The organism is Plantibacter lichenum, assembly GCF_050587525.1.
In the GTDB taxonomy this organism is placed as follows: domain Bacteria; phylum Actinomycetota; class Actinomycetes; order Actinomycetales; family Microbacteriaceae; genus Plantibacter.
In genome coordinates, this window is record NZ_JBOBFT010000001.1 from 643,747 (window position 1) to 665,612 (window position 21,866).

General features: G+C 62.5%; 18 protein-coding genes. 10 read left to right on the top strand and 8 right to left on the bottom strand.

The features are described 5' to 3' along the window. Positions 1-702 precede the first annotated feature (702 nt). Both ACQ3HB_RS02815 and ACQ3HB_RS02820 read right to left on the bottom strand, forming a co-directional pair. Positions 703-1,056 (bottom strand): hypothetical protein, encoded by a 354-nt coding sequence (locus ACQ3HB_RS02815; RefSeq protein WP_430917527.1) that lies wholly within the window; start codon positions 1,054-1,056, stop codon positions 703-705. A 567-nt stretch (positions 1,057-1,623) separates the two neighbouring features. After that, the gene (locus tag ACQ3HB_RS02820) at positions 1,624-2,037 is read right to left on the bottom strand and encodes a hypothetical protein (protein ID WP_430917529.1); all 414 of its coding nucleotides are present in this window, start codon (positions 2,035-2,037) and stop codon (positions 1,624-1,626) included. A 914-nt stretch (positions 2,038-2,951) separates the two neighbouring features. Between ACQ3HB_RS02820 and ACQ3HB_RS02825 the strand changes: the two genes are divergently transcribed. Next, positions 2,952-6,215: a DEAD/DEAH box helicase gene (locus ACQ3HB_RS02825; protein WP_430917530.1), complete on the top strand. Its 3,264-nt coding sequence runs from the start codon at positions 2,952-2,954 to the stop codon at positions 6,213-6,215. Positions 6,216-6,336: 121 nt separating this feature from the next. Here ACQ3HB_RS02825 and ACQ3HB_RS02830 read toward each other — a convergent pair whose 3' ends face one another. After that, positions 6,337-6,972: a hypothetical protein gene (locus tag ACQ3HB_RS02830; RefSeq protein WP_430917532.1), complete on the bottom strand. Its 636-nt coding sequence runs from the start codon at positions 6,970-6,972 to the stop codon at positions 6,337-6,339. Between the two features lie 147 nt (positions 6,973-7,119). Between ACQ3HB_RS02830 and ACQ3HB_RS02835 the strand changes: the two genes are divergently transcribed. Next, complete coding sequence (locus ACQ3HB_RS02835; protein WP_430917534.1) at positions 7,120-7,698, top strand: hypothetical protein; 579 nt, start codon at positions 7,120-7,122, stop codon at positions 7,696-7,698. A 46-nt stretch (positions 7,699-7,744) separates the two neighbouring features. On the opposite strand, the gene ACQ3HB_RS02840 is transcribed toward ACQ3HB_RS02835, so the two are convergent. Next, on the bottom strand, positions 7,745-8,071 hold the full coding sequence (locus tag ACQ3HB_RS02840; protein ID WP_430917536.1) for a hypothetical protein: 327 nt from the start codon (positions 8,069-8,071) through the stop codon (positions 7,745-7,747). A gap of 442 nt (positions 8,072-8,513) precedes the next feature. On the opposite strand from ACQ3HB_RS02840, the gene ACQ3HB_RS02845 reads away from it, so the two are divergent. The 3 genes from ACQ3HB_RS02845 to ACQ3HB_RS02855 all read left to right on the top strand — a co-directional run bounded on the left by ACQ3HB_RS02845 (position 8,514) and on the right by ACQ3HB_RS02855 (position 11,667). Continuing rightward, positions 8,514-8,903, top strand: coding sequence for an Ig-like domain-containing protein (locus ACQ3HB_RS02845; protein WP_430917761.1), 390 nt, complete (start codon positions 8,514-8,516; stop codon positions 8,901-8,903). 600 nt (positions 8,904-9,503) lie between these two features. After that, on the top strand, positions 9,504-9,833 hold the full coding sequence (locus tag ACQ3HB_RS02850) for a hypothetical protein (RefSeq protein ID WP_430917537.1): 330 nt from the start codon (positions 9,504-9,506) through the stop codon (positions 9,831-9,833). A 514-nt stretch (positions 9,834-10,347) separates the two neighbouring features. After that, positions 10,348-11,667 carry a M20 family metallopeptidase gene (locus ACQ3HB_RS02855; RefSeq protein ID WP_430917539.1) on the top strand — a complete coding sequence of 440 codons (1,320 nt, stop codon included), beginning with the start codon at positions 10,348-10,350 and terminating at the stop codon, positions 11,665-11,667. Between the two features lie 551 nt (positions 11,668-12,218). Here the strand turns inward: ACQ3HB_RS02855 and ACQ3HB_RS02860 are convergent. The 3 genes from ACQ3HB_RS02860 to ACQ3HB_RS02870 all read right to left on the bottom strand — a co-directional run bounded on the left by ACQ3HB_RS02860 (position 12,219) and on the right by ACQ3HB_RS02870 (position 15,166). After that, on the bottom strand, positions 12,219-13,907 hold the full coding sequence (locus ACQ3HB_RS02860; RefSeq protein ID WP_430917541.1) for a putative Ig domain-containing protein: 1,689 nt from the start codon (positions 13,905-13,907) through the stop codon (positions 12,219-12,221). 25 nt (positions 13,908-13,932) lie between these two features. Then, positions 13,933-14,487: a S24/S26 family peptidase gene (locus tag ACQ3HB_RS02865; RefSeq protein ID WP_430917543.1), complete on the bottom strand. Its 555-nt coding sequence runs from the start codon at positions 14,485-14,487 to the stop codon at positions 13,933-13,935. 82 nt (positions 14,488-14,569) lie between these two features. Further along, complete coding sequence (locus ACQ3HB_RS02870; RefSeq protein ID WP_430917545.1) at positions 14,570-15,166, bottom strand: hypothetical protein; 597 nt, start codon at positions 15,164-15,166, stop codon at positions 14,570-14,572. A gap of 430 nt (positions 15,167-15,596) precedes the next feature. Here ACQ3HB_RS02870 and ACQ3HB_RS02875 point away from each other — a divergent pair, with 430 nt between their 5' ends. The 5 genes from ACQ3HB_RS02875 (at position 15,597) to ACQ3HB_RS02895 (ending at position 19,200) form a co-directional block, all read left to right on the top strand. Beyond that, complete coding sequence (locus ACQ3HB_RS02875) at positions 15,597-16,052, top strand: OsmC family peroxiredoxin (RefSeq protein ID WP_430917762.1); 456 nt, start codon at positions 15,597-15,599, stop codon at positions 16,050-16,052. 314 nt (positions 16,053-16,366) lie between these two features. Beyond that, positions 16,367-16,780 (top strand): hypothetical protein, encoded by a 414-nt coding sequence (locus ACQ3HB_RS02880; protein ID WP_430917547.1) that lies wholly within the window; start codon positions 16,367-16,369, stop codon positions 16,778-16,780. A gap of 115 nt (positions 16,781-16,895) precedes the next feature. After that, a complete protein-coding gene (locus ACQ3HB_RS02885) occupies positions 16,896-17,768 on the top strand; it encodes an ATP-binding cassette domain-containing protein (protein WP_430917549.1) in 873 nt (290 codons plus the stop codon). Next, positions 17,765-18,430, top strand: a complete 666-nt coding sequence (locus ACQ3HB_RS02890) for a hypothetical protein (RefSeq protein WP_430917551.1) — start codon at positions 17,765-17,767, stop codon at positions 18,428-18,430. Before ACQ3HB_RS02885 ends, ACQ3HB_RS02890 begins: the two co-directional genes overlap by 4 nt. Positions 18,431-18,594: 164 nt before the next feature. Next, positions 18,595-19,200, top strand: coding sequence for a hypothetical protein (locus ACQ3HB_RS02895; RefSeq protein WP_430917553.1), 606 nt, complete (start codon positions 18,595-18,597; stop codon positions 19,198-19,200). Positions 19,201-20,019: 819 nt separating this feature from the next. Here the strand turns inward: ACQ3HB_RS02895 and ACQ3HB_RS02900 are convergent. After that, positions 20,020-20,613: a recombinase family protein gene (locus ACQ3HB_RS02900; protein ID WP_430917555.1), complete on the bottom strand. Its 594-nt coding sequence runs from the start codon at positions 20,611-20,613 to the stop codon at positions 20,020-20,022. Between the last annotated feature and the right edge of the window lie 1,253 nt (positions 20,614-21,866).

Below are 21,866 nucleotides of genomic sequence, written 5' to 3' on the forward strand. Positions count from 1 at the left end.
ACCCCGCCCCCGTCGGCTTAAGACCCCGCGGCAATGTGGCAAGGCCCGCGAGCAGCACAATGAAAACGACCGCCCCGGACAGCCCTTCAACCGTGACCTGAACACTAGAGGCGATCGCCGCCCCGCCGATCAGCACACAACCGACTAGGAGCCCCAACCAGCTGGTCGGAAAGAACGCGGTCACAGGTTGCGTTTGCATGTCCGCCATGATCATCTCGCTTCCTTTGTAGGGTGCCGCTCAGCTGCGGCACGTGTCGATGACCGGCCAGGTGAGCAGCGACGGATGCGCCTTACGCACTCCGACGCACTTCCCTTGGTTGTTAGCTTGGTTCGCCGAATCCAAGAAAATACCGGCGCCAATCGCGCACGCACACACGCAGCGATAATCGCAGCCGAAGCGGCATTGAGGCTCGACGCTGCATTTCGCGTCTCACCCTTGCTGAGGAGGATGGTACAAACGATTGCATCGCAGATGAGCTGCGGGTCGGCAACCACAGGGTAGCTGGCAACCGCGTGATCCACGGTCTGAGTGAGGATGCTCCCCTCCACTCGTTAGCTAGTGTCGAGGGCTGCCCCGTTGGCGTCAGTTGCCCACGGCGCGGCAAAATGGTTCACCACCTCACCGGCGTTGTTGACCTCGTCGACCCCGCCATCCTCGGTTGGCACGAGTGTGGCATCTTCGCCGTTCACCTGCACATCGAACTAGAAATCTTTCGGCGCCTCGGCGCCGGTGATGATGATGTATCCAGCGTTTGCGAAAGCACCGGCACCAGTGAGTGCGTACTGGCAGCCGTCTGAGGTCGAGTACTCCAATAGCCGCGCGCCTGCTTCGCTCGTGGGTACGGCGGATGTAACCGGAGTGAAGGTGGCGTTGCTCCCCGATGGTCCGTCGACGCTAAGGCCGTATTCCGGGTCGAGAGATGATGTGATCGTTTGGCCTTGCTGGTCCTCGAGCTGCCCCATTGCTTCAAGCGCGTCAACGGCAGACGACCGTTCACCGATCGCCGATGTTTTTAGGGCTTGGGCACTCGTCGATCCGGTGAAGACGATCAGCACACTCAGAGTGACCGCGGCACCTCGGCGGCGACTGAATTAGGACGGTTTCTGAGTACTGATGGGCATCGTTGCTCCTTCTTGCTCTGAAGGGTCGACCCCGATGGTGCATCGACCTTGCTGTAAAGCATAGAATTTCATACCTGCTTACCCAAGTGGCTTAAACACCAGATTTTTGATATGTCTTTCCCGCGGGGTGCTAATCGAGCCTCGCGTCGGCAAGTAACGCGGCAAGCTCACCCGGCGCGAAGGCATGAGGGCTCGTTCGTGAAACGGCTCTGGAGCAAGGAGGGCAAAGCGCATCGACGCACAGCCCTCCCCGCTAGTCCAATTACGAGGGGTCGTTCTTATCTGCGCTCGGCGGTTGGGACGAGGAGTGCAGGCCGTCAGCTCTAGGTGTTTTGCGCCGCGATTCAGGCTGAAGCGCCGCGATGATCGTTCCTATCATGGCGGCCAAGAGTGCGATCGCGTACCCGATCGGCCCGCCTGGCTCGATAAGTAGGCTCACGGCGTAGAGGGCGATGATCGTGGAGTAAGCCACGAGTCCCCACTGGAGCTGAGCGCGAGTCATTATCCGACCAAAAAGTAGAACTTGTTCTCGAAGCCGCTGATGAAGAGGCCCCCTGCAACGGGACCCAGGGCCGCGATCACCATGGCTCGTATGCCCCATTTGTTGGCTTGGTACTCGGGGTTCCGGATCCCGTTGTGGTACACGCGTTCCCCGGCGTTGACGCCCATGTTGTACGCGAGTCCGCCGCCGGAGATGACTGCTCCGATGATGACGAAGATAGGCACAGCTCTCGTGGCGTCGGCATCGAAGGCTGGATTCTCTCCCGTCGCGATTTCGACGCGCATTTCGGCCGGTGAAGGCTCGACCGCGACCGGCGTCGAGTCATCTGGGTGGACTGCATCGGCGGTTGCGGGCAGCCCGCCACCGAGGGTGATCGTGGCCGTGAGTGCCACAGCTACGCCGACTCCAGCCATTTGCTTCCTACGAGACACAATGCTCCTTTGCACATGATTTCCGCCCTCTTGGGATTGCGCTTCAGGCTACTAATAATGCATGACTCGCACAAGTATTAACATTTAATACGAGAGGTGTCGGAGTGGTGTTCTGCGTGAACTAGGTCAGGCGGGATGCCGTGGAGCTCCCTTGAGGTCGGCTCTTAGCCATCGCTTTGCTGCTCGGTACTGAGCAACGACCCAACTTCCTCGGCGTCGCAAGGACCGTGAGCTTGTTTCCCCATACGGGCGAGCAGTGAATCCTCAGCCCCGCTTCCGTGATGGACCGGAGCCCGGCCGAGGAGGGACGTTCAGGCTCGGAACACTCAGAGCGAGAGACAGCGGCCCCCGGTGGATCGAGGACCACTGTGGACCATGAGCCCCGCTGCGGGTAGCGCCACTGTTGACGCTTGCCGACCAGCTGGGGTGTGCCGTGAATGATGGGATCCTCTGGATGGTTGCGTTCGATGTTCTTCAACGGTGGCCACCCGGTCTACCACCGCAGCGATGCTGAGCGTGTCGTCGCGGCCGCTTCCCCGCCCGGGACACGCATTGAAGAATCGGCGCGCGCGGACTGGCGCTCAATGGCGGTGCTTGATGGGCATCGACACGGTCAGCCCTAGGGTGCCGAGAACTCTCAGCACGACTGCGAGAATGAAGGCCCGTGTCGCTCCGGCGGTATTCGCTCCGCTTTCGGCTTGCGTTGAGACGACCACAGCGGTTCCCGCCTACACGAGGACGATGCCGCGAAGAATTGCGCCGCCAGTCATGGCTAATCGTGTTCCCATCCAATGTTTCTAGATTGTGGTCTTCATGCCCAACAGTGTTCCACGATGTGCGTGAAGTCCGGGCCTGTCCTCGCGCCTCATCCGCAATGTCGAGGCAGACTGGGGTGCATGAGTCACGCTTCGTCGGTTGATGTTCAGCAGCGGGTTCTGAGGTACTGGTGGATGCTGGAGCTGTTCAGCCCCCAGCAGGTTCCCAAACCGACTCCGCGCGCAACTCGTCCCGCGCACCGACAGGTCATCGAATGGGGGCCGGCTGATCCGCTGCCGTGGGAGGCACTGCGACCGCCTGCACCGATCGGGAAGACACGGCGGGTCTGGCAGCACACGGTGTTTTTCGGCGTATATGACCTTGAGGCGACGTACACGCATTTGCACAGGGCATTCGGTGTGGACCGGGACGCGTACGATGAGCGGCCTGCCGGGCGGAGCGCATGCGCGGGAATTCTTATCGATGGGCAGGGCAGGCTGATTGCCGACTCCGGGGTGCTGTCGTCAGCGCTGTGGGCCGTGGCACAACTCACGGACCGTGGCGCGCAGGACCCAACGTGGGCGGACGGGTTCCCCGTAGCGGCAGCGGCATTCGTCGAGGCCGTCGACAAGCATGAAGGCACCCGACGTGAAGAAGGCGACGAGGACCTGCCCCCGGTGCAGGATGCGCCATCTCTGCTGGCGGTGCTGCGTATCGCGCAGAATGCGTCAGGCATCGCCGAAACCCCCAGTTTTGCGGCTGACGGCATCGTCATCCAGTCCGTTGCCGTGTCCGCTCAGCGGGGCGAGGACGCCGGCGACACCGACTTCCTCAACAGTTTCTTCCTCGATGACCTCGCCGCCGTCCGGGCAGATGTCACAAGCTCCAGAGGGTGCGGTGAAGCTCTCGCCGCCTACCTGACTGGTGACGGCGCACTCGAGCAGCAGCACCGGGTGGACGTGATGGTGGCGGACGAAACTGTGACGGACATGGTGGGGGTAGGTCGCCTACCGAAGGGGCGTTGGCTATCCGATCCGGCGCACGTGCTCTCCTTGAGGCAGCAGTTCGCCGTGAACCAGGCCCTCACCGATCTCGCGTCGACGAACGGCTTGATGGGGGTGAATGGGCCTCCGGGGACGGGGAAGACGACGATGCTGCGCGACATCCTGGCCGGCAACGTCGTCGAACGCGCCCGACGCTTGGCAGCGCTTGCCCGACCAGAGGACGCCTTTACCGCGACCACCCACCGGTGGACGGCGAAAGACGGGCACCCGCGGAAGGTGCGGGCGCTCCGTCCCGAATTGACCGGGTTCGAGATGGTGGTCGCGTCGGCGAACAATGTCGCCGTTGAAAACGTGACGACGGAGATCCCCGGACAGGAGGCGATTGACGCGCGCTGGCGGGACGTCGCAGACTACTTCCCTGATATCGCGACCGCGATCCTCGATAGTGACCGAGGTGACTCCTCCGAGGGTGAGGACGATGAGGGTGCGCAGGACGGTGCGCGGTCCCTCGGGGCGTGGGGGTTGGTCGCCGCGCGCCTGGGCAACAAACGCAACCGCAGCGCCTTCCATACGGAATTCTGGTTCGACAAGAAAGACCCGAAAACGAATCAACCGGTACCGGGAAGCGTCCCACGGATGCAGACCTGCCTCGCCCAGTGGCGAGACGACACCGCCGCACACACGCCGTGGCCGGACGCTCGTGTTGCCTTCGCTCAGGCTGAACGCGCCGTCGATGCGCTCATCGCGAAGCGCCGCGACATGCAGGAGCGTAATCAGCGAGTCCCCCAGGCTGTTGCGGACGAGGTGCAGCAACGAGCAGCGGCCCGCCTAGCTCGAGCCCATGTGGCGCAGGCAACCGAGGATCTCCAGTCGGGTCGTGCTACCGCTGAGCGCACCGAGCAGGCGTGGGCGGAAGCTTCTCGTGCCCGGCAGTGGCACATCGACATCAGGCCGGGGATCCTCGAGACCGTGTTCACGCTCGGCCGGGCGGTCCGGGCGTGGCGTACTGCCCTGCACCCGTTCGATGAACGTCTGCACGAGGCAGACAGGGCCAGGGCCGGCGCGCAGGCGGCCGCGCTCGACCTCGAGCACCGTCTCACCGGAGCGCATCGCGCCCTGACGGCCGCCGAGGACGCGCTCGCGATCACGACCAGCACCCTGGAGCGTCTTCGCCGACAGACCATCGCCGATAAGGACGCGTTGGGGCCGGCGTACCCGGGTGAGGCGTGGACCGGTGATGAGCGCGAGTTGCGTACGCCGTGGCTGAACGCTGAGCTCGATGAGGCCCGATCGAACCTGTTCCTCGCGGCCCTGCACCTGCACCGCGACTTCCTCGCCTGCATGGCCGGGGAGCTCTCGCACGGGCTCCGCGCCGCCCTCGACGTCGTCGCCGGGAGTGGCCCACATGGGTTGGAGCCTGCGAAGAAGCTCGCCGCATGGCAACTGTTCTTCCTCGTGGTGCCCCTGGTGTCCACGACATTCGCGTCATTCGGGCGCATGTTCGGCGACATCGGACGAGACAGCATCGGCTGGCTCCTCATCGACGAGGCCGGTCAAGCATCCCCGCAATACGCGGCCGGCGCCATCTGGAGAGCCAAACGCGTCGTCGCCGTCGGCGACCCACTCCAACTGCAACCCGTCGTGACGATCCCGCAGAAAGCTCAGCGGGACATTGCGACCGCCTATGGGGTATCCGACACATGGATACCACCACGTGCATCGGTGCAAACCCTCGCCGACCGGGTAACCGCCCACGGGACGACCCTGCAACACGGCGACGAGCCCGTGTGGGTCAGTGCCCCATTGACTGTGCATCGCCGCTGCGATGACCCGATGTTCTCCCTCTGCAACACCATCGCCTACAACAACATCATGGTCAACGGCGTCACCCGCAACCACGACGACCCCGCCCGCCCCGACCTGTTCGACAGCCCCACCGGCCCGCGGATTGCCGCGAGTCACTGGGTCGATGAACCCGCACTGACACCGGGTACACACCTCCAGGAGAACCAGATTGCGCGGTTGGAGAGAGCGCTCGCCTACCTTCGCGCGGGCGGCGTCTCGATGGACGACGTTATCGCGATATCCCCGTTCAGGGCCGTCGCCGACAGGTTGAAAACGCTGGCGAAATCGTATGACGGGCTTCAGGCGGGCACCATCCACACCGCTCAAGGACGCGAAGCATCCGTTGTGTTCCTCATCCTCGGCGGCGACCCGGCCTCACCTGGGGCGAAGGTGTGGGCGGCATCCTCCGTGAATCTGGTCAACGTCGCCGCCAGTCGTGCGAAGCGACGACTGTACGTTATTGGTGACCATGATGCCTGGGCGGCACACAACTACTTCCGCCAACTCGCAGCGTCTTTGGCCCCCACATCGCAGGGCACATCCCACGGACCTTGAGCGGCGTCCGCCGGTGTACGCGCTTCGGTACGGGTGGCTGGATCGCCTTCGCCAACGTGTCACCCGGTCGAAGTGATAGCTTCCTGCCGTACCGGGGAACATCAGGCGATGGTTGAGGCCGTTATGAGTGCATGAAGCTGTCGAAAAGGTTGGTGACGGCTTGCGGGTCCTCTCCTCGAAGTAACCATTGGACGGGTGTCATCCGGACGCCGTCGACGAGGAGGGTGTGCTGCGGTGTGGTCATGAATCCGTGCACTGTTGCCGGGTACACGTCGTCCGGGATCGCTCGTACGAGTGCGGCAAGGTGTGGGAGGACCGGTCGGGCGGGATTGTTGGTGAATTGCCAGAGCGGGTAACGGTGCTCATCCCCCACGAGGAAACCGTTCAAAGCTCCTTCTACGTGAAGCTCGTCCACCTTGGCCATATCGACGCCGAGACGGCCCGCGACGTCGCTGGTGCCGAGCGAATCGGCAATCACTTGAAGCCGTGTCATTCGAACGGCTCCTGCCAACTCGCCTCCCGCAACGCCTTCCTCGACCGCTGCGAACTCGTCTGGGGTGAAGGCACCGGACTCGAGCAGAAACGCCACCTGGACGTCTGAGAGGGCACCTCCTCGGGGTTCGCCGTCCACGACGAGCTGTCTCAGTTCGTCCAGCAGCACAATCACATCGTCGTCGCCTCGGCCGCTGGCCTGCGCTGCGTCGACGAGGCGTTGCAGACTCGCTCGCACGTTATGGCTGTTGACTGCATCGGACATCCGGGCTCCTGACGGGGAGATCTTCCTCCGTTCAGGGTACGAGCCATGCAAGGCAAGGACAATGACCAGGTGCGCAGACCCGCTACCCAATCCCGACGGATGGTGCGTGGAGCGCAGGGCGTGGTGGGGGTGTGTCACGCTGATCCTATGAGCGATCTCGGGCAGCGCCTCTCCGTTATCTTCCGATCTCGGTGGTCGCGCTTTTGGCGTGTGGTTCAGATCCCGCTTGCGCTGGCGGCCTTCGGGGCGGGCGGGTACATCCTGGCGCTTTGCGCGATCGACGCCCGGCTCGACGAAATCGCGAATTGGGTATCAACGTTTGTCACCAGCCCTGGCGCTGCCGGTGTTGCCGCGGTTTACGCGGCGCTGATCGGCACCACCGCGATTCGCCATCAACTAGTTCACAACAAGCACGTCGAACAGGGAGCGTCCTGGTGGAAGAGTTTTGAATGGGTCACCGAACGAGCGATACCCGCGGACGGTCGACCTGGACTGCCGTACTCAGTGTCACTCGACATGCTGTTCCCCTTGACGGAGACCGCGACATCATCTGTCCAGGAACGAGCCTGCGGCGGATTCGTGGACCATCTGACAATGCTCACCGGTGTCGTCGAACCGGCATATCGTCGCCACCATCCTGGGATTCCCGTTCATCGCCACCATCCTGAGCGTTCTCTTACTCCTCGGCGGCGCCATCCTCATCGGCACGATCGTGACTGCCATTAACTCTGACCCCGCGAACTCTGAAATTCCCACCAAATCGGGGTGCATATCAGGACCTCACCGCGGGCCTCAGCCGTTCCTGGAAGTCTTTCAGCGTCGTTCCGAGCACGCGGACGCAGATGAGGTCACGGGTTGAGGTCGGGTTCGGCTGACCAATGATGGCGAGGGCGACCGTACAGTTCACAAGATGGTCGCTGGCGTACCAGAGCGGGGAGATGAAACCGTCAATGACGCCGTCGGTCACTTTGTAGGCGACACCCGCCGCCTCGGGGATGTTGGCCTGAGCGGCCTCGCTCCCGCCGTGCACGTGCTGGCTCGTCTGAGCGTACTGAACGCGCATGCTGCTGGCGTTGGCGAGCTTCTCGAGTCCACCCATGTGACACTCCTTCGGGTTGTCGAAGAGAATCGCGGCTCATCCCCAATCCTTCGCGAAGGCGGCCCCGTACTGGCGCACCAACGCATCACGTTGGGCCTTCAACCTCGCGAGCTCCTCAACCGTCGACTCGCGTCCCGTCGGTGTTATCGTTTCTGCCAGCCGCAGTGCAGCTGTGTACTCAGCGACGCCGGGGTGAAGAAGGTACCGCTCCGCCAGGGCGAACTGCTCAGTTCGCCCGTACTTGGCGCCTCCCGGGTTGACGCTCACTTCGGCGGGGGTGCTCGCTGGAACACCGACCACGGCAGGCGACTTCACGTTCACCGTGAAAGCGACCGGCCCTGGTGGGGAGACAGTGGGCGCTTCACACACGATTACCGTCCCAGTTGCGGTAGCGACCACGTCGCCGACAAATGGGTCAACCGAAGAGACCACGACACCGACGGTGTCGGGGACCGGCCAACCAGGCGCGTCAGTGGTCGTGACAGATGACTCAGGCTCGACCGTCGGCTCAGCAACCGTGGGTGCTGACGGGACGTGGAGTGTCGTGACCACGACACTCGCCGCGGGCGCACACACGTTGAGCGCGACACAAATCACAACCGGCGGCACCGCGAGCTCCGCACAGATCAGCATCAACATCACGATCGCTGTCCCCGCCAGGCCCACTACCGAGACTCCATCGCTCGCAGCTGCAGGCGTCGACCTGCGAGGCGGCGCCTTTGCCATTTTGTTTGTGGCACTTGGCGGCGGGCCGCTCGCCCTCTCCGAAACGAAAAGAGAGCGGAGCGGCTTCCGTGCAGCACATTGTCGCGTCATATCCGAGGACAGATGAATGACTGTCGCGTCTGGCCGTAGCGTCCGTACCCCAGGTCCTGTCAAGCGTTGGCGGGTCGTTGCGCAAGGGGCTACCGTCGAGCATCATCAGGCCAGACAACGACCTCAGTGCGGAAATCATCGACCAGCTGCGCCGCTCCGGTATCGCTACGGAGGCCGTAGCGGAACTGACGGTCGACGTCGATGAGTGGTGCGCGATCGCAACCGCGTCCGCGTCGACGCTGCACCGCCCAGTGCGGACGATTCGGCACGAGTTCGCCGGGGAAACGTATGTGTCAGCACTCGTCACCGATTGGTTGTCCAACGCGGACGAGCCTCACACGCTCGCTCAGCTGACCGGATGACGGAGGTGGCACGTGCCTCGTTTGGCATCGTCGGAGCGGTGATAGCTAGGCGGGATAGTCCACGAAATGACTCCAGTGAGCGCTCGTGGTGCGCTCCACCGGCGTCGCGCTCTTTCGTCGCGATGTTCGCCTCGCAGTTCGCCGTGAAATTCCGCAGAAGCCACGCGGAATGCATGTCTCGACTGTCCTCGAGTCGAAGAAGTCGTTCGATGATGAAGGCCCGGCTCGCCGCGTGCGCCGGTTACCCTCTCAGCATGGAAGCATCGCTTATCGACTCACAGACCGCTCGCGCGCTGTCTCAGATCCTGCCCGTTTTACTCTTAGCGATCATGATCGAACTGCGTCGCACTCGAATGCATCTCAGAGGCAGGAGTGTGCTTCGCACCCGGATAACGATCGCCGCCCTGTTCGGTGCTTTCGCTGTGATCGAGACATTACTCGTCCTCTCGGTCGATGGGCACGTCCTGCCTGCACGGTGGAGCGATTTGGCTGCCGCATCAATCATCTTTGGGCTGCTTTGGCTCCTCTTTGTGCTGTCGATGATGCCCGACCCACGCGATGCTCAATCTCCTTCGGAGGAGTGAGGCGTCGCGAGCTGAAACCGTGAACAATGTGCGTCTGTGAAGCATCTCTCAGAGCTGCACCTTAGGTTCCTGAGAACTGCGCACACGTTGACAACCTGCGGCCCGAGAGGCTCGAGCTCGAGCAGATCTGCGGCGGTACGAAGGAGCCTCACCTGGCCGAATAAGCCCAGTGCTGCAAGTCTCTCGAACTGCGGTCGGGCCAGATGCGCGCCGTAGGCGTACGGCCCGACACTGCTAGTACCGCGTGGCGCCGGCAGATCACACATTCCGTATTAGAATCCGGAAACTAGCCGCCAGCCATGCCCTGGCCGAGCACGACAATCGAGTTGTCCGGCATCAACGCCGGGCACGTCCCAACGGGTACCGACTCCATACGGACTCCTTGAACAGCACGAGCGACACGCCGACTCAAAGTGATATTGCATGTCAATACTTGCAATGCGTATCGCTTGCTCGGTACGGTGAGGCGTCTCCCAACGATGGGTCGACAGCGTTGAGGAGCAGGGGTGAACACATGGCTGGATTGTCACGTCGAAGGAAGATCACACGCCGTGCATTGCTGGGAACCGGTTTGGCTATCGGGTTGACCACGCAGCCCTCGGCCCCGCGGGCGGATGCATGTCCGTTGACCGACGTCTCCACTCCTTTGAGCTCTCCAACAGGTCGGCCAGTGAGCGAGTTTTCCCTTCTCGCGGCCGCTCAAGCCCGCTGCGAGGAAGTGATTGCGACTACCGGCGAACTGGTGCGCTGCGAATCACCCAGCCGAGATCTCGCAGCGGTGAAGAGGAGCGCGACTTTGGTCGCCCGGTTAGGTGAAAAGATTCTTGGCAGTGCGGGGGAAGTGATCGAGGCGGAAGGTGTAGCGCATGTTCGGTGGCGGTTTGGTACTGAACCGGTGCGGGTGCTTGTGCTTGCTCACCATGACACCGTGTGGCCTGTGGGAACGCTTGAGCGGATCCCTTGGTCCACCAACGGTGGGCAGCTACGGGGCCCTGGTTGTGTGGACATGAAGGCCGGCCTCGCCCAGGGGCTGTATGCCCTTGCCATGTTGAGAGACTCTGGCGTGGCTCTCTCGGGACTCTCACTGCTGGTGACCGGGGACGAGGAGACAGGCTCCGCCACTTCCCGAGAATTGATCCGGACCGAAGCTGGAAACTGTGACGCGGTCTTCGTGCTGGAGAGTGCAGGAACAGATGGGGCGCTCAAAACGGGCCGTAAGGGACCGTCCCGCTACAAGCTCGAAGTCCACGGGAAAGCTGCACATGCGGGGCTTGAACCCGAGAAGGGTGCTAACGCGAGCGTGGAACTAGCCCATCAGATCCTCGCAGCCGTAGCCCTGACGAGCCTCGAGACGGGGACCACGGTTACCCCGACCCTCGTGCAAGCTGGCGCATCACAAAATACCGTCCCCGACCGTGCGACCTGCAGCCTCGACGCTCGCGCTTGGACGGTAGAAGAGCAGCGAAAGCTCAACGACACAATCCATGCCTTCACAACGACCGTGCCTGGCTGTTCCATCACCGTGACCGGCGGCCCCAGCAGACCTCCGATGGAACCGGCGACCTCAGCCGCCCTCTTCTCGCTCGCCCAGACCATCGCCCAGCAGGAAGGTTTGCCAGAGGTGACACAGGAATCAGTCGGCGGAGCATCAGACGGCAACATCACCGCCGGAATGGGCATCCCGACTCTCGACGGAATCGGCGCAGTCGGCGGAGACGCCCACGCCGACAACGAACACGTGACCATTGAATCCATCCCGGCAAGAACGGCCCTCCTCGCCGGCCTTCTCGCGGCAACGCTACAACCCACACAACCACTCACCACCCAGCGCTAGCGCAAGGATTCGCATCCCCCTTCGCACAGATCGCCAATTACCAGAGCGTGGGCACGCGCACCTGATTACCGCTAAGCCCCGTGGGGACAGGAAGGCGTCCTACTCGGGAGTACTTCAACTGTCGCGAGATCCCGGGCATGACCACTTCGGACTCGTCGCAGGAACCCGCGGCAGGGGCGGAATGGTCGGGCTGTTAGTTGCCGCGTTCTGCACGGCGCATGCCGGGTCTGATGCTCACAACGCGTCGAACGCCAATAACCACAGCAACCACGCCAAGTCAATTACCGGCCCAGGAGCGCACTGAGGCGAATTCGGTGACCCACACCAGGTCGGGCATGGCTGCCATGAAGTCCCGGTTCAGCAGGCCGGCGGCGCAGACGAAGCTGAGCTTCGAGACATTCTGGCCCTGTGGTTGGCGCGGTGAGTCAGGGACCGCCTCGGCACCCAAACGTTAAGAGCATGAACCGCGGTTGTTCGTGATCACCGGGATGCTCCGCCCGATCGATATGGGGGGATCTACAGGCCGCTCGTCACACCTAAATGACCGGTGGTCACTCGGGGCTGTGATCTGTCACTGCTGCGGGGATCTCGATCGTGACGCTGATCTGTGCGGAGCTCACCGTGCCGCCGGTTGTGATTTGTGTCGCGCTCAACGTGTGCGCGCCCGCGGCGAGTGTCGTGGTCACGACACTCCACGTCCCGTCAGCACCCACGGTTGCTGAGCCGACGGTCGAGCCTGAGTCATCTGTCACTACCACTGACGCGCCTGGTTGGCCGGTCCCCGACACCGTCGGAGTCAGGGTCGGTGTCTCCTCATTCGCCTTATCCGTCGGTGTAGTGATCGCTACCGCAGCAGGGACCGTGATCGTGTGTGAAGCGCCCACTGTCTCCCCACCAGGGCCGGTCGCTTTCACGGTGAACGTGAAGTCGCCTGCCGTGGTCGGTGTTCCAGCGAGCACCCCCGCCGAAGTGAGCGTCAGCCCGGGAGGCAATGCGCCCGAGGCCACTGCGAACGAGTCTGTGTTCGAAGCCTCGAACGTGTACGAGTACGCCGCCGATATCGCTCCCGTCGCCGGGGGAGCATCTGCCGTGAGTACCGGCATCGGCAAGCTTCTCAACGCCAGGCTGAAGCCCCACCCGCCAGCTGCGATCGCTGTCACACTGCTCATCGCCGCCGCAGGAACAGCACCTGCCGCAGAAACAGGGGTGGCCGTGTTCGGGCCAGTCGGGATACTTGTACTGCCCCACGCAATCACAGATCCGTCTACTTTCAGCGCCAAACTGTGAGAGCCGCTGCCCGAGATTGCGGTCACGTCACGGTAAGCAGCCACGGGAACGTTGGCCTGCCCCTGGTAATTGGAGCCCCAAGCGATTACAGAACCATCAGCCTGGAGCGCCAAAATATGATCACGGCCAGCTTCGATCGCGGTCACATCTCTTTTCGCGGCCGCAGGAACATTGGTCTGCCCGGCGGTGTTCCTACCCCAGGCGATGACGGAACCGTCACTCTTCAGTGCCGCGACGGTCTGATCTGCGGCCGCGATCGCGGTCACGCCGCTCTTCGCAGTTGGGGGAGGAACCCCGGGCCCCCCGCCCCAAACGCCGCCCCAAACGATTACAGAACCATCGGCCTTCAACGCCGCGCTAAAAAAGGCGCCGGCTGAGATTGCGGTCACGCCACTCATCGCGGACGCAGGAACAGTGCTCTGCCCCTGGTCGTTGCGTCCCCAAGCGATTACAGACCCGTCAGCCTTGAGCGCCAAATTGTGATCATATCCGGCTGAGATTGCGGTCACACGGCTTTTTGCGGCCACAGGAACCATGGTCTTACCGTACTCGTTTTTGCCCCAGGCGATTACGGACCCGTCAGCCTTCAACGCCAGACTGTGATTCAGTGACCCGGCTGAGATTGCGATCACTTGTCGCAGAGCGTCTGCCGGGATATCAGAATTTCCATCGTGAGTGTCGCCCCACCCGATTACGCTTCCTGAGGGAACTGCAGTTTCAGGGGCGATCGGTACCGTGGGGTTGGCGGGGTCGATGGAGATGGTGTTGTTGAGGATCTGGGACTGCTGGGTGATGGCGGCGTCTACCGTTTTTGGTGTTGTCACGCCCGCGGAGATGACGAACGCGAGTGTGAAGGCGAGCGCGCCCCATCCGATGCGCTTCCACCGCTGCCGGCTCGTGGGCCTGGGCGTGTGGGTGCAGTGGTGACTGCTGAGGCGGGACGGGGACGGCATGGAACGTTTCCTTTGTGTGTGTGGTTTAGGGGGTGGTGGTTTCCTGGAGAAGCTCGCTGATCTCGGCGGATGTGGCGGTTGGGGTGCTTGCGGGTCGTGGAGTGCGGGCGCGAGGAGCGCGAGGTGCTCTCGGGCGTAGGGGAAGGAACAGGGACACTGCAAGAAGTACGCCGACGCTCAGACGCACTGGCCAGTTCTGGCTGAGGTCGTAAACGGTGGCTGCGGCTCCTTGCAGTGCAAGGCGAGGGGTGCCTTGCAGTTCGGCCTCGGTGACAAGGACCGGGTCGGGAAGTTCGTTGTTATCGCCTTGCAGAACCGTCCCCTCTGGGGTGACTTCTTTCACCCGGTGGACGTACTGGGTTGAGGGGTCCCCGCCGAAGGTCACGATGACGGGGAGGCCCATGTCCTGCAGTTCCCCGCCGGACGGTTTCTTCACCAGAAGAACGTCACCAACGTGGTAGGTGGGTTCCATGGAAACGCCGGTGACTGTCATGAAGTAGTCGCCGGTGGCTTTCTCCCAGACAAAGGGGGCAGCCAGGCAGAGCAAGGCGGCGATGCTGATGGTGCGCAGCAGAATCACAAACGCTTTCATAGGTTCGTTTCACTCAGTTCGGGGCCGGGCGCGGATGCGGTGCATCCGCGCCCGGCAATTGGTGGAGTTCTTAGCTGTAGATGCTGTCGAACGCGAGGTCGAAGGCCACCTGGACGGCGATGCTGGTGTCCTTCGCGTGCTCGACGAGTTCCTGGTAGGCGGGGTCGCTGTCGTTCGGGCGGATCGTGACGTTCATCTGCATGACGGCGCCCGGCTCGAGCGTGTAGGTCACATTCCGATCCATGTTGGAAAGCGGGGCCTCCACAGAGAACGTGGACGTGGCCGTGTCCTGGAGCGTGACCCTCAGCAGGTCCCACACGCGCTCGAATTCTCCTGGGTGCGACTCATCGCTCAGAAGCGCGTAGACGTTGAAGGTTGCTTTCTTCGTGGACGTGTTCTCCACCTTCAGCAGGCTCGACACCGTCTCGCCGGGCGTTCCGGAGAAGGCCACGTCGAACGACTGGCCCGTGACCTTCAGGTCGCCTCGGTCAGCAGCCATCGTGGGATTCACGCGAGCAATGTTGTCGTGCAGGGTGCTGTTCTGGGTCACGAGAGCTCCCCCGACAGATCCGCCGACGACCAAGAGGGCCAGGGCGCCGGCCAGGATCGCTACCTTCTTGCGGGAAGAGGGAGCCTTGGTGGTGGGAGTGGTGTTCATGTCAGTCATTTGTCATGTCTTTCTATTTCTAGGGGTAAGGGATTGATATATAATACTGTATTAATCTGTGCGACGGCTGAGTGTCGGGCGCCTGCGTCGCGTTGCCCGACGACCAGGGCGCTGGACGGAGCATTCCCGCGAGAGAATCCCGGCTTCGCGTGCACGTGGGGTGCGGCACCAGCAGGGGAGGCCAATGACCCCTAAACGACGCGAACTGCAGCCGGCAGCCGATGAGACGCTGCGTGATGAGCGCTATTGAACGCGCCCATTGCGGCCGGCCGACGAAGCATGCGCCTTGGCGCCAGGAACGGATTTGCACGCTTGGGGAGTCGCCGTCATGCGAGCATCGGGTAACTCAGCCCCCGCACCGGGACACTAGCATGGTATTCTAAATGTCAATTTGGTGCACTGGGTGCTACTCATTGAGGAGTTGAAGATCATGGCATTGACGAGTATTGCGACTGCGACTTGGCAGGGTTCCCTGTCGGACGGGACAGGGGCGACGAGCTTGGAGAGTTCCGGGGAGGGCCCTTTCCCGTTGCGCTGGACCGCTCGATCTCCCGAAGCGTTTAATGGGGCGCTGCCGGAGGCGGTTCTCCCCGACGGGACCACGCCAGAAGACTTCCTTGGTGCCGCACATGCAGCGTGCTTTTCGATGGTGATCTCTCAGATGTTGGCGGAGGCAGGGTTCTGTGTTGAAGTGGTTGCGACGACCGCGACCGTGTCATTCACGCCTGGTATTGGGGTCGCTCGCGTCCACCTGCGCACTATCGCTAGCGTGCCCGATCTCACGCCGATCGGTTTCCAGCGCATCGCTCGTGAGGCAAGGGACAACTGCCCACTTTCGCTCGCTTTGGCCGGTACACCAGTGACCCTCGAGGCGACATTGCGCTGAAAAGGATTGTTCGGAGCTGACCCTATGAGCACGGCTTTCGCAGGGCGAACTGATGCTGTAAACAGCAGTCGGACAGGACCCGAGCATGTCGGTTGCAACGGTTGAGGGGGATGAGAGTTCGTGACACGGGAGCTGCAGATCATAGAGAACCGGGTGGATGTTGTGGCTGGACGCGTGAACGTCGAAGGTTTCTCTTCTCCGGCGGCTTCCCCAGCAGTCTGCGCGGCGCTCGTCGAGCGACCCTGGTCATCGGTTGCGGCATGAGCCCCTCGATAGACGATCGTGGGAGTTTCGAAGCAGGAGGGTCGGGCTCAATGGAGCGACAGCGGCTGCGTGAGGCTCTCATCCAGGATTTTGTGGACGATCTGCCTTCACCGTTGTATGCGACGCGGTTGGCAAAGGTTCTCCGTGTGCGCAAAGAGGTGGTGCACCGGGCGATCGAGCGAGGCGCGCTGACCGCGACCAAGGTCGACGGGGCGTGGGTGGTTGATGCGGCAGCATCGAGGCCGTACCTGCGAGGTGCGATCTTGCGGCTCAGTGCTCGGCGCCGCCATCTGCTTGAGGAGCTGTCAAGGGTTACGGTCAGGCCAACACGGGTGACGTTGACGGCGCGCTCGGTGGAGCTTCTTGACGTCCTGGCCGGTGGAAAAGAAGCAGAGTACGCGATAGCTATCGAGCAGGCTCTGGAGGTGTCTGCCGGCGCGAACGTCATACCGGAGTGCGTGTAGCGCAAAGAGATGGGTGGGCGAGCTGCGCTCCCCCGCAACCAGCCATCCCTGGTCGAGACGATGGGAGCGACGTCGTGAGCGAGTTCACCCCATCCGCACCACAGAAGTTGAGATCATGATCACGTTCGAAACCGTCTCAAGAGCGATTGGGAACCGCCCGATCATCGAGGACATCTCCTTCGTCGTGCCCACCGGCCGTGTCAGCGGGTTTGCTGGACCAAACGGTGCGGGGAAATCCACTTCGATGCGAGTCGCGCTCGGACTGACGTCAGCCCAACGCGGGCATGCGCTCATCGATGGCCGCAACTACCGTGACCTGCGTGTGCCACTCCGAGAGGTCGGGAGTCTGCTGGATGCACGATGGTTGATGCCAAACCTCCGAGCTCGGGACCTTCTGGACTACTGTGCGCGCACGCAAGGCGTCACGCCGCGAAGCACTTCGCCACTCGATCTCGTGGGGCTTGCCGATGCGGGGGAACGTCGCGTCGGGCAGCTATCGCTCGGCATGCGCCAGCGCCTGGGGATCGGTGTTGCACTGCTCGGCTCGCCCCATCACCTCATCCTGGATGAACCATTGAACGGACTCGACCCCAGTGGCATCGCCTGGCGCCGCGACCTGCTCCGTCAGCTCCGCGAAGAAGGCGTCGGCATCCTGCTCTCGTCTCGCATCGTGAGCGAGCTGACTCTCATTGCAGACAACATCGTGCTCATCAATAAAGGACGGATCGTGCTGAACGGCACGCTCGATGAACTGGCCTCCCAGGGCAGACCACATGTAATTCGCGTGCACGGACCAGCCAAACGAGCTCGCGGCAGCCGTTCACGCGCGTGGGGCGACGTCCTCAGGGGGCCTAGACGGCCGTGTTGCCATTTCAGGGCTCACAGTACGAGATGTGTTTCACGTCGCGGCGCACCAGGGGATCGCGCTCGACGAGTTGACGACACGGGAGCGATCCCTCGACGACATCTACCAAGACGCGATCAGTGATCGCATTCCTGTCGGCTGCTTCCATCGTTACTTTGGCGATCTTCGCCGCGCGTGTGATTGTATCCAGCGCCTCCGAGGAGCCCTTGTCCAGCGACATGATCGTCTTGAGTGCCGATGTTGTCGGGTTCGTCGTAATGCTCAGCACCGCTCTGGCAGTCGCCCGCGATCATCCGTCCGGCGCGATCGAACTCGTGCGGGTACTTGTCCCGGCGCGGGGACTACAGCTCCTTGCCCTCGCTGCTGCCCACGCAACGCTCGCTGTCGCGGTCGTCCTCGTTACGACGATCATCAGCACGGTGGCGATCCTCACAATGGAACCGAGCGCAATCGCGACAGGCAACCTGGCAGGCGGACTCGCCCGCCTGCTTCTGACAACAGCATTGCTCGCCTCCGCAGGGGCGGGCGTCGGCGCGTTCTGCCAATCCTCTGCTGCGACGACATTCGTCGCCCTGGCGCTATATCTGCTCCTGCCCGTCACGCTGATTGTTTCCGGGCTCGCTGGCCAGACCTGGACTGGCGCTATCTCGGACAAGACCTTGGGGCTGCTCGCATCCGCTTCTATCTCAAATGTGAGCGACGCATGGGCGGCGACCGCGGGCGTCGCACTCTGGGCAATCGGACTGACGGTACTCGGAATCCTCCGAGAGACGAGAGGTAAGTGATCAGGTCTGACAGCGACCACCACGCCGCGGAGCGGCGAGTGCAGCGAATCCTCATCTAGTGCCTAACCACAGAGCCGACCAAGCCCACGTCTCTGGACTAGCGTCGGGCGTTCGGGCGTACTTGGCGCATCGATGGTGACGGAGAACGTAATGCGAGCATCTTGGTGGCGGTATCCGCAAGCGGTGTGGCTGGTGTCGGTAGCGTTTGCCACGCGCTGGGAAATCCCAGCACGACGCAGCCGCCCTCATTGGTGGATCTACCTGGTCGCGGCACTGCTCTCACCGATGCACTTCTTTCCGGGATCCCTTACGCGATCGCAGGTGGCACCTACCTCAACGATGATCGCGGTGTCGCGTTGTTTCTCCACCGCTCAGAGCGAGGAATCAGGCCGTGGCGACTCATTCTTGGGTACCTGTTGCTCACCTTGATTCTTGTTTCCGCGCCAGTTCTGCTGGGGCCACTGGCATGGGTATACCTGTTGGGAGCGAGCATCGCTGTAGCGGCGACGTCGGGGCAAGCGCTGGGCGCCAGCCTCGAGCTCGCGTTTGCTCCACCGAAGCGCCCGTATTGGACTGTACAGAGTCTGGGCAAGGACCCGCGATCACCATCCTCCGGTTTCCTGTTCGCCGCGCAAGTTGTCCGTAACGTTGTTCCCGCCGGCGATATTGTCGTCGTCGTCGCTGGAGATGACAAGCTCGCCCGCGTCTACGAGCGGTTCGGGTTCATCCGCCACGGTGCCGGCAGCCTTCTTCTCTCCGCGCGACGCTGAACTAAATTGCCCCCCCCGCTCCGCGGCCCGTAGAGCTCGAAAATCCGCACAAAGAGACAACGCAAGCACGAAAGCACGCGACGCGAACCCGCTATTCCGGGCCTCTTGTGCCGCTGCTGCCGGGCTCGGCTCAGTCGCTCAGGAGCTGCTGCATGATCACGCCGAGGGCGTAAGACCCTTGCCCGGTCGCGATAAGCACCACCGCCATCCGTTCAACGTCGAACGCTACGAGAACAAAAGCGGTAGCGGAGACAAGCAGGCTGAGCCCGAGTGGCCAAAGCACAGCCCGCCGCCGAAGCCGACGACGCCATCGGCCTTCGCCAGACGGAAACAGACACGGCGTCAGAATCAGCGCCATGATGACGACACCAGCCGCGACAACTTCCAACGATGAGTGACCTCTGCCTGCCGTCAGTGACCAGGTAGCGAGGTTGGTCCCGACCAGCATGACTGCGAGAGCAGCGAGGGTGCGTGGACCTCCCCAAGCATGCAGTCCTGGCCCTTCCAGTTTCGAATCAACCATCATCGCCTCAGCAATTTGTCACGACGGGGAACGTTGCCGCCGCGTCGATAGTGCTCGTCGCCCAAGTCCAGCGACGGACTCTAGTTCGGGGTTTGCCGGACACGCGTATTTCCATCCGAGATCTCCTTCGATCCGGGGGTACCAATACCAACCCGGCAGAACTAACATATAACTTCATATACCGGTGGAAGATCACGGTTCGGAAACGCTCCGTCCCAGCACAGGCCTCGTCCGGCATCTCCTGAATAGCGGGTGAGGCCTTCACACGGCGGGTGCACCAGGATTGTCAACTGGTCTCAGCCGGCGGTGAGTGGTTGTTCTGGCCGGGGTGGAAGGTGTCGGTAGAGGCTGGTGCGGGTGATGCCGGTCTCGGTGACGATCTCGCCCATGGTGTGCCCGGTGTCGCGGAGGTGCTGGGCGTAGGCGAGTTTGGTGGGGTCAACGACGGTGGGGCGGCCGATTCGTTGGCCGTTTGCTGTGGCGACGGCTCGAGCGTGGGCCGCGCGCTCGAGGGTGTAGGTGCGTTCCATCTGCCCGAACAGGGCCAGGAGTACGAGCGCGAGTCCGGCCATCGGGTCGTCAGGGTTGGCTGAATCGATTTTGATGGGGTCGGCGAGGTTCCGGACTCCAATGCCGCGTTCTTGGAGATCGTGGATGAGGTTCAGGGTGTCGCGCACAGTGCGACCGAGCCTGTCGAGGGTGTACACGACGATGACGTCGCCATCACGCGCGTACTCGAGGGCGGCGTAAAGGCCCGGCCTGTTGGTGGTGGCGCCGGATTTCTTGTCGATATAGATCTGTTTGCGTGCGATCCCGGCCTGGGTGAGGGCGTCGATTTGTCGTTCGAGGTCTTGTTTCGCGGTCGAGACGCGCGCATAGCCGATGTCCATCCCGACACCGTACCGGTTGTCGTAACCGTACGATTATTGCGGGACGACGTTGTGGGATGACATGTGGGATGACTGATTTCTCGGAATGGTGGGCGTCTGCATCTTCGGCTGAATGCCGTCCCAGTTCCATGGTTCTGGGACACCTGCCGGTGAGCTCGTTGAGGAACGCGCTGGCGACGAACGCAAGGTCGACCGCGACAATCGAAGTCACCGCAGAGCTCACGCGAGGGGCCTGAGCAGAAGTGGCACTCCCGATGAGCTGAGCCCTGCCGGTCTATCGCTCTGGCTTACCCCCCCCCTGCTCCTCTCTGTCCGATCAACCGCCGGTTGTTCTCGGCGGGTAGATCGCCCACTCCTGAACAGGCAGGGGTCCTTCCAGCCGGTCGGCCCCGTATTCTGAGTGGCGTTTCATGCCGTCGCTATTGGAGGGGCAATCACTGTGCCTTGCGGGAGCTCCGGGAAGCGACTCGGAGCAACACTATGAACGTGATGATCAGGACAACGATGAAGATGAAGAGGGAGATCCGGGGTGCCGCGAAGGATCCTCCTCCGGGATTGAGGCCTGCTTGATATCCGGAGACGAGCAAGCGCGATCCGGAGTCGATTGCTCCAACGAAACCGGCCACAAGTAAGCCAATCCAGGCGCGTGTCTTCCGGCTCATGATGCGCTCACTCTCATTGAGTAGTTGCAGCCGTTGACGACGCTGCCCTGGTGGCTGCCACGGCTGATCCAGGCGTCAAGGTTCCAGGGGGCCTCGACGAACGAGAACTGATCGTGGCAAATGTACTGCCGCTCCATCTGTATGGTCTGGTTGCCCGCTCGCGCTTCGAAGCTGGGCCACTCACCGACGCCACTGATCTGTACAGGCGGGCGAAAAGCCCACCCGTACGTTAATGGATATGCGCCGTATCTTTATGGAGGACTCCGACGAGTTATCCCTTCGAGGGACATTGCATGGAGCTGGGTTCTGAGTAACAACAGGCCGGTTCGGCATGCCGGAACGTTTGCCTTCGGGGCTCTCCATGCCAGTTTTTGGCGGTTGAAGTAGATGTTGCGCCGACCCTGCCACGCGCGTCGACAGACCCGCGTTTGCCGATGCCGCGCTTTCCGACCGGCGGAACGCAGAACCGTGATCACGGTCTGGGTTCGTTGGCTCTACGACCCATTGCTCGCGCCGAGCTCCTGCCTGACTGGCCGGGGGCGACCAACGATTCGCTGGGAAAGGGCATTTCAGCCAACGCACGACTGAGGA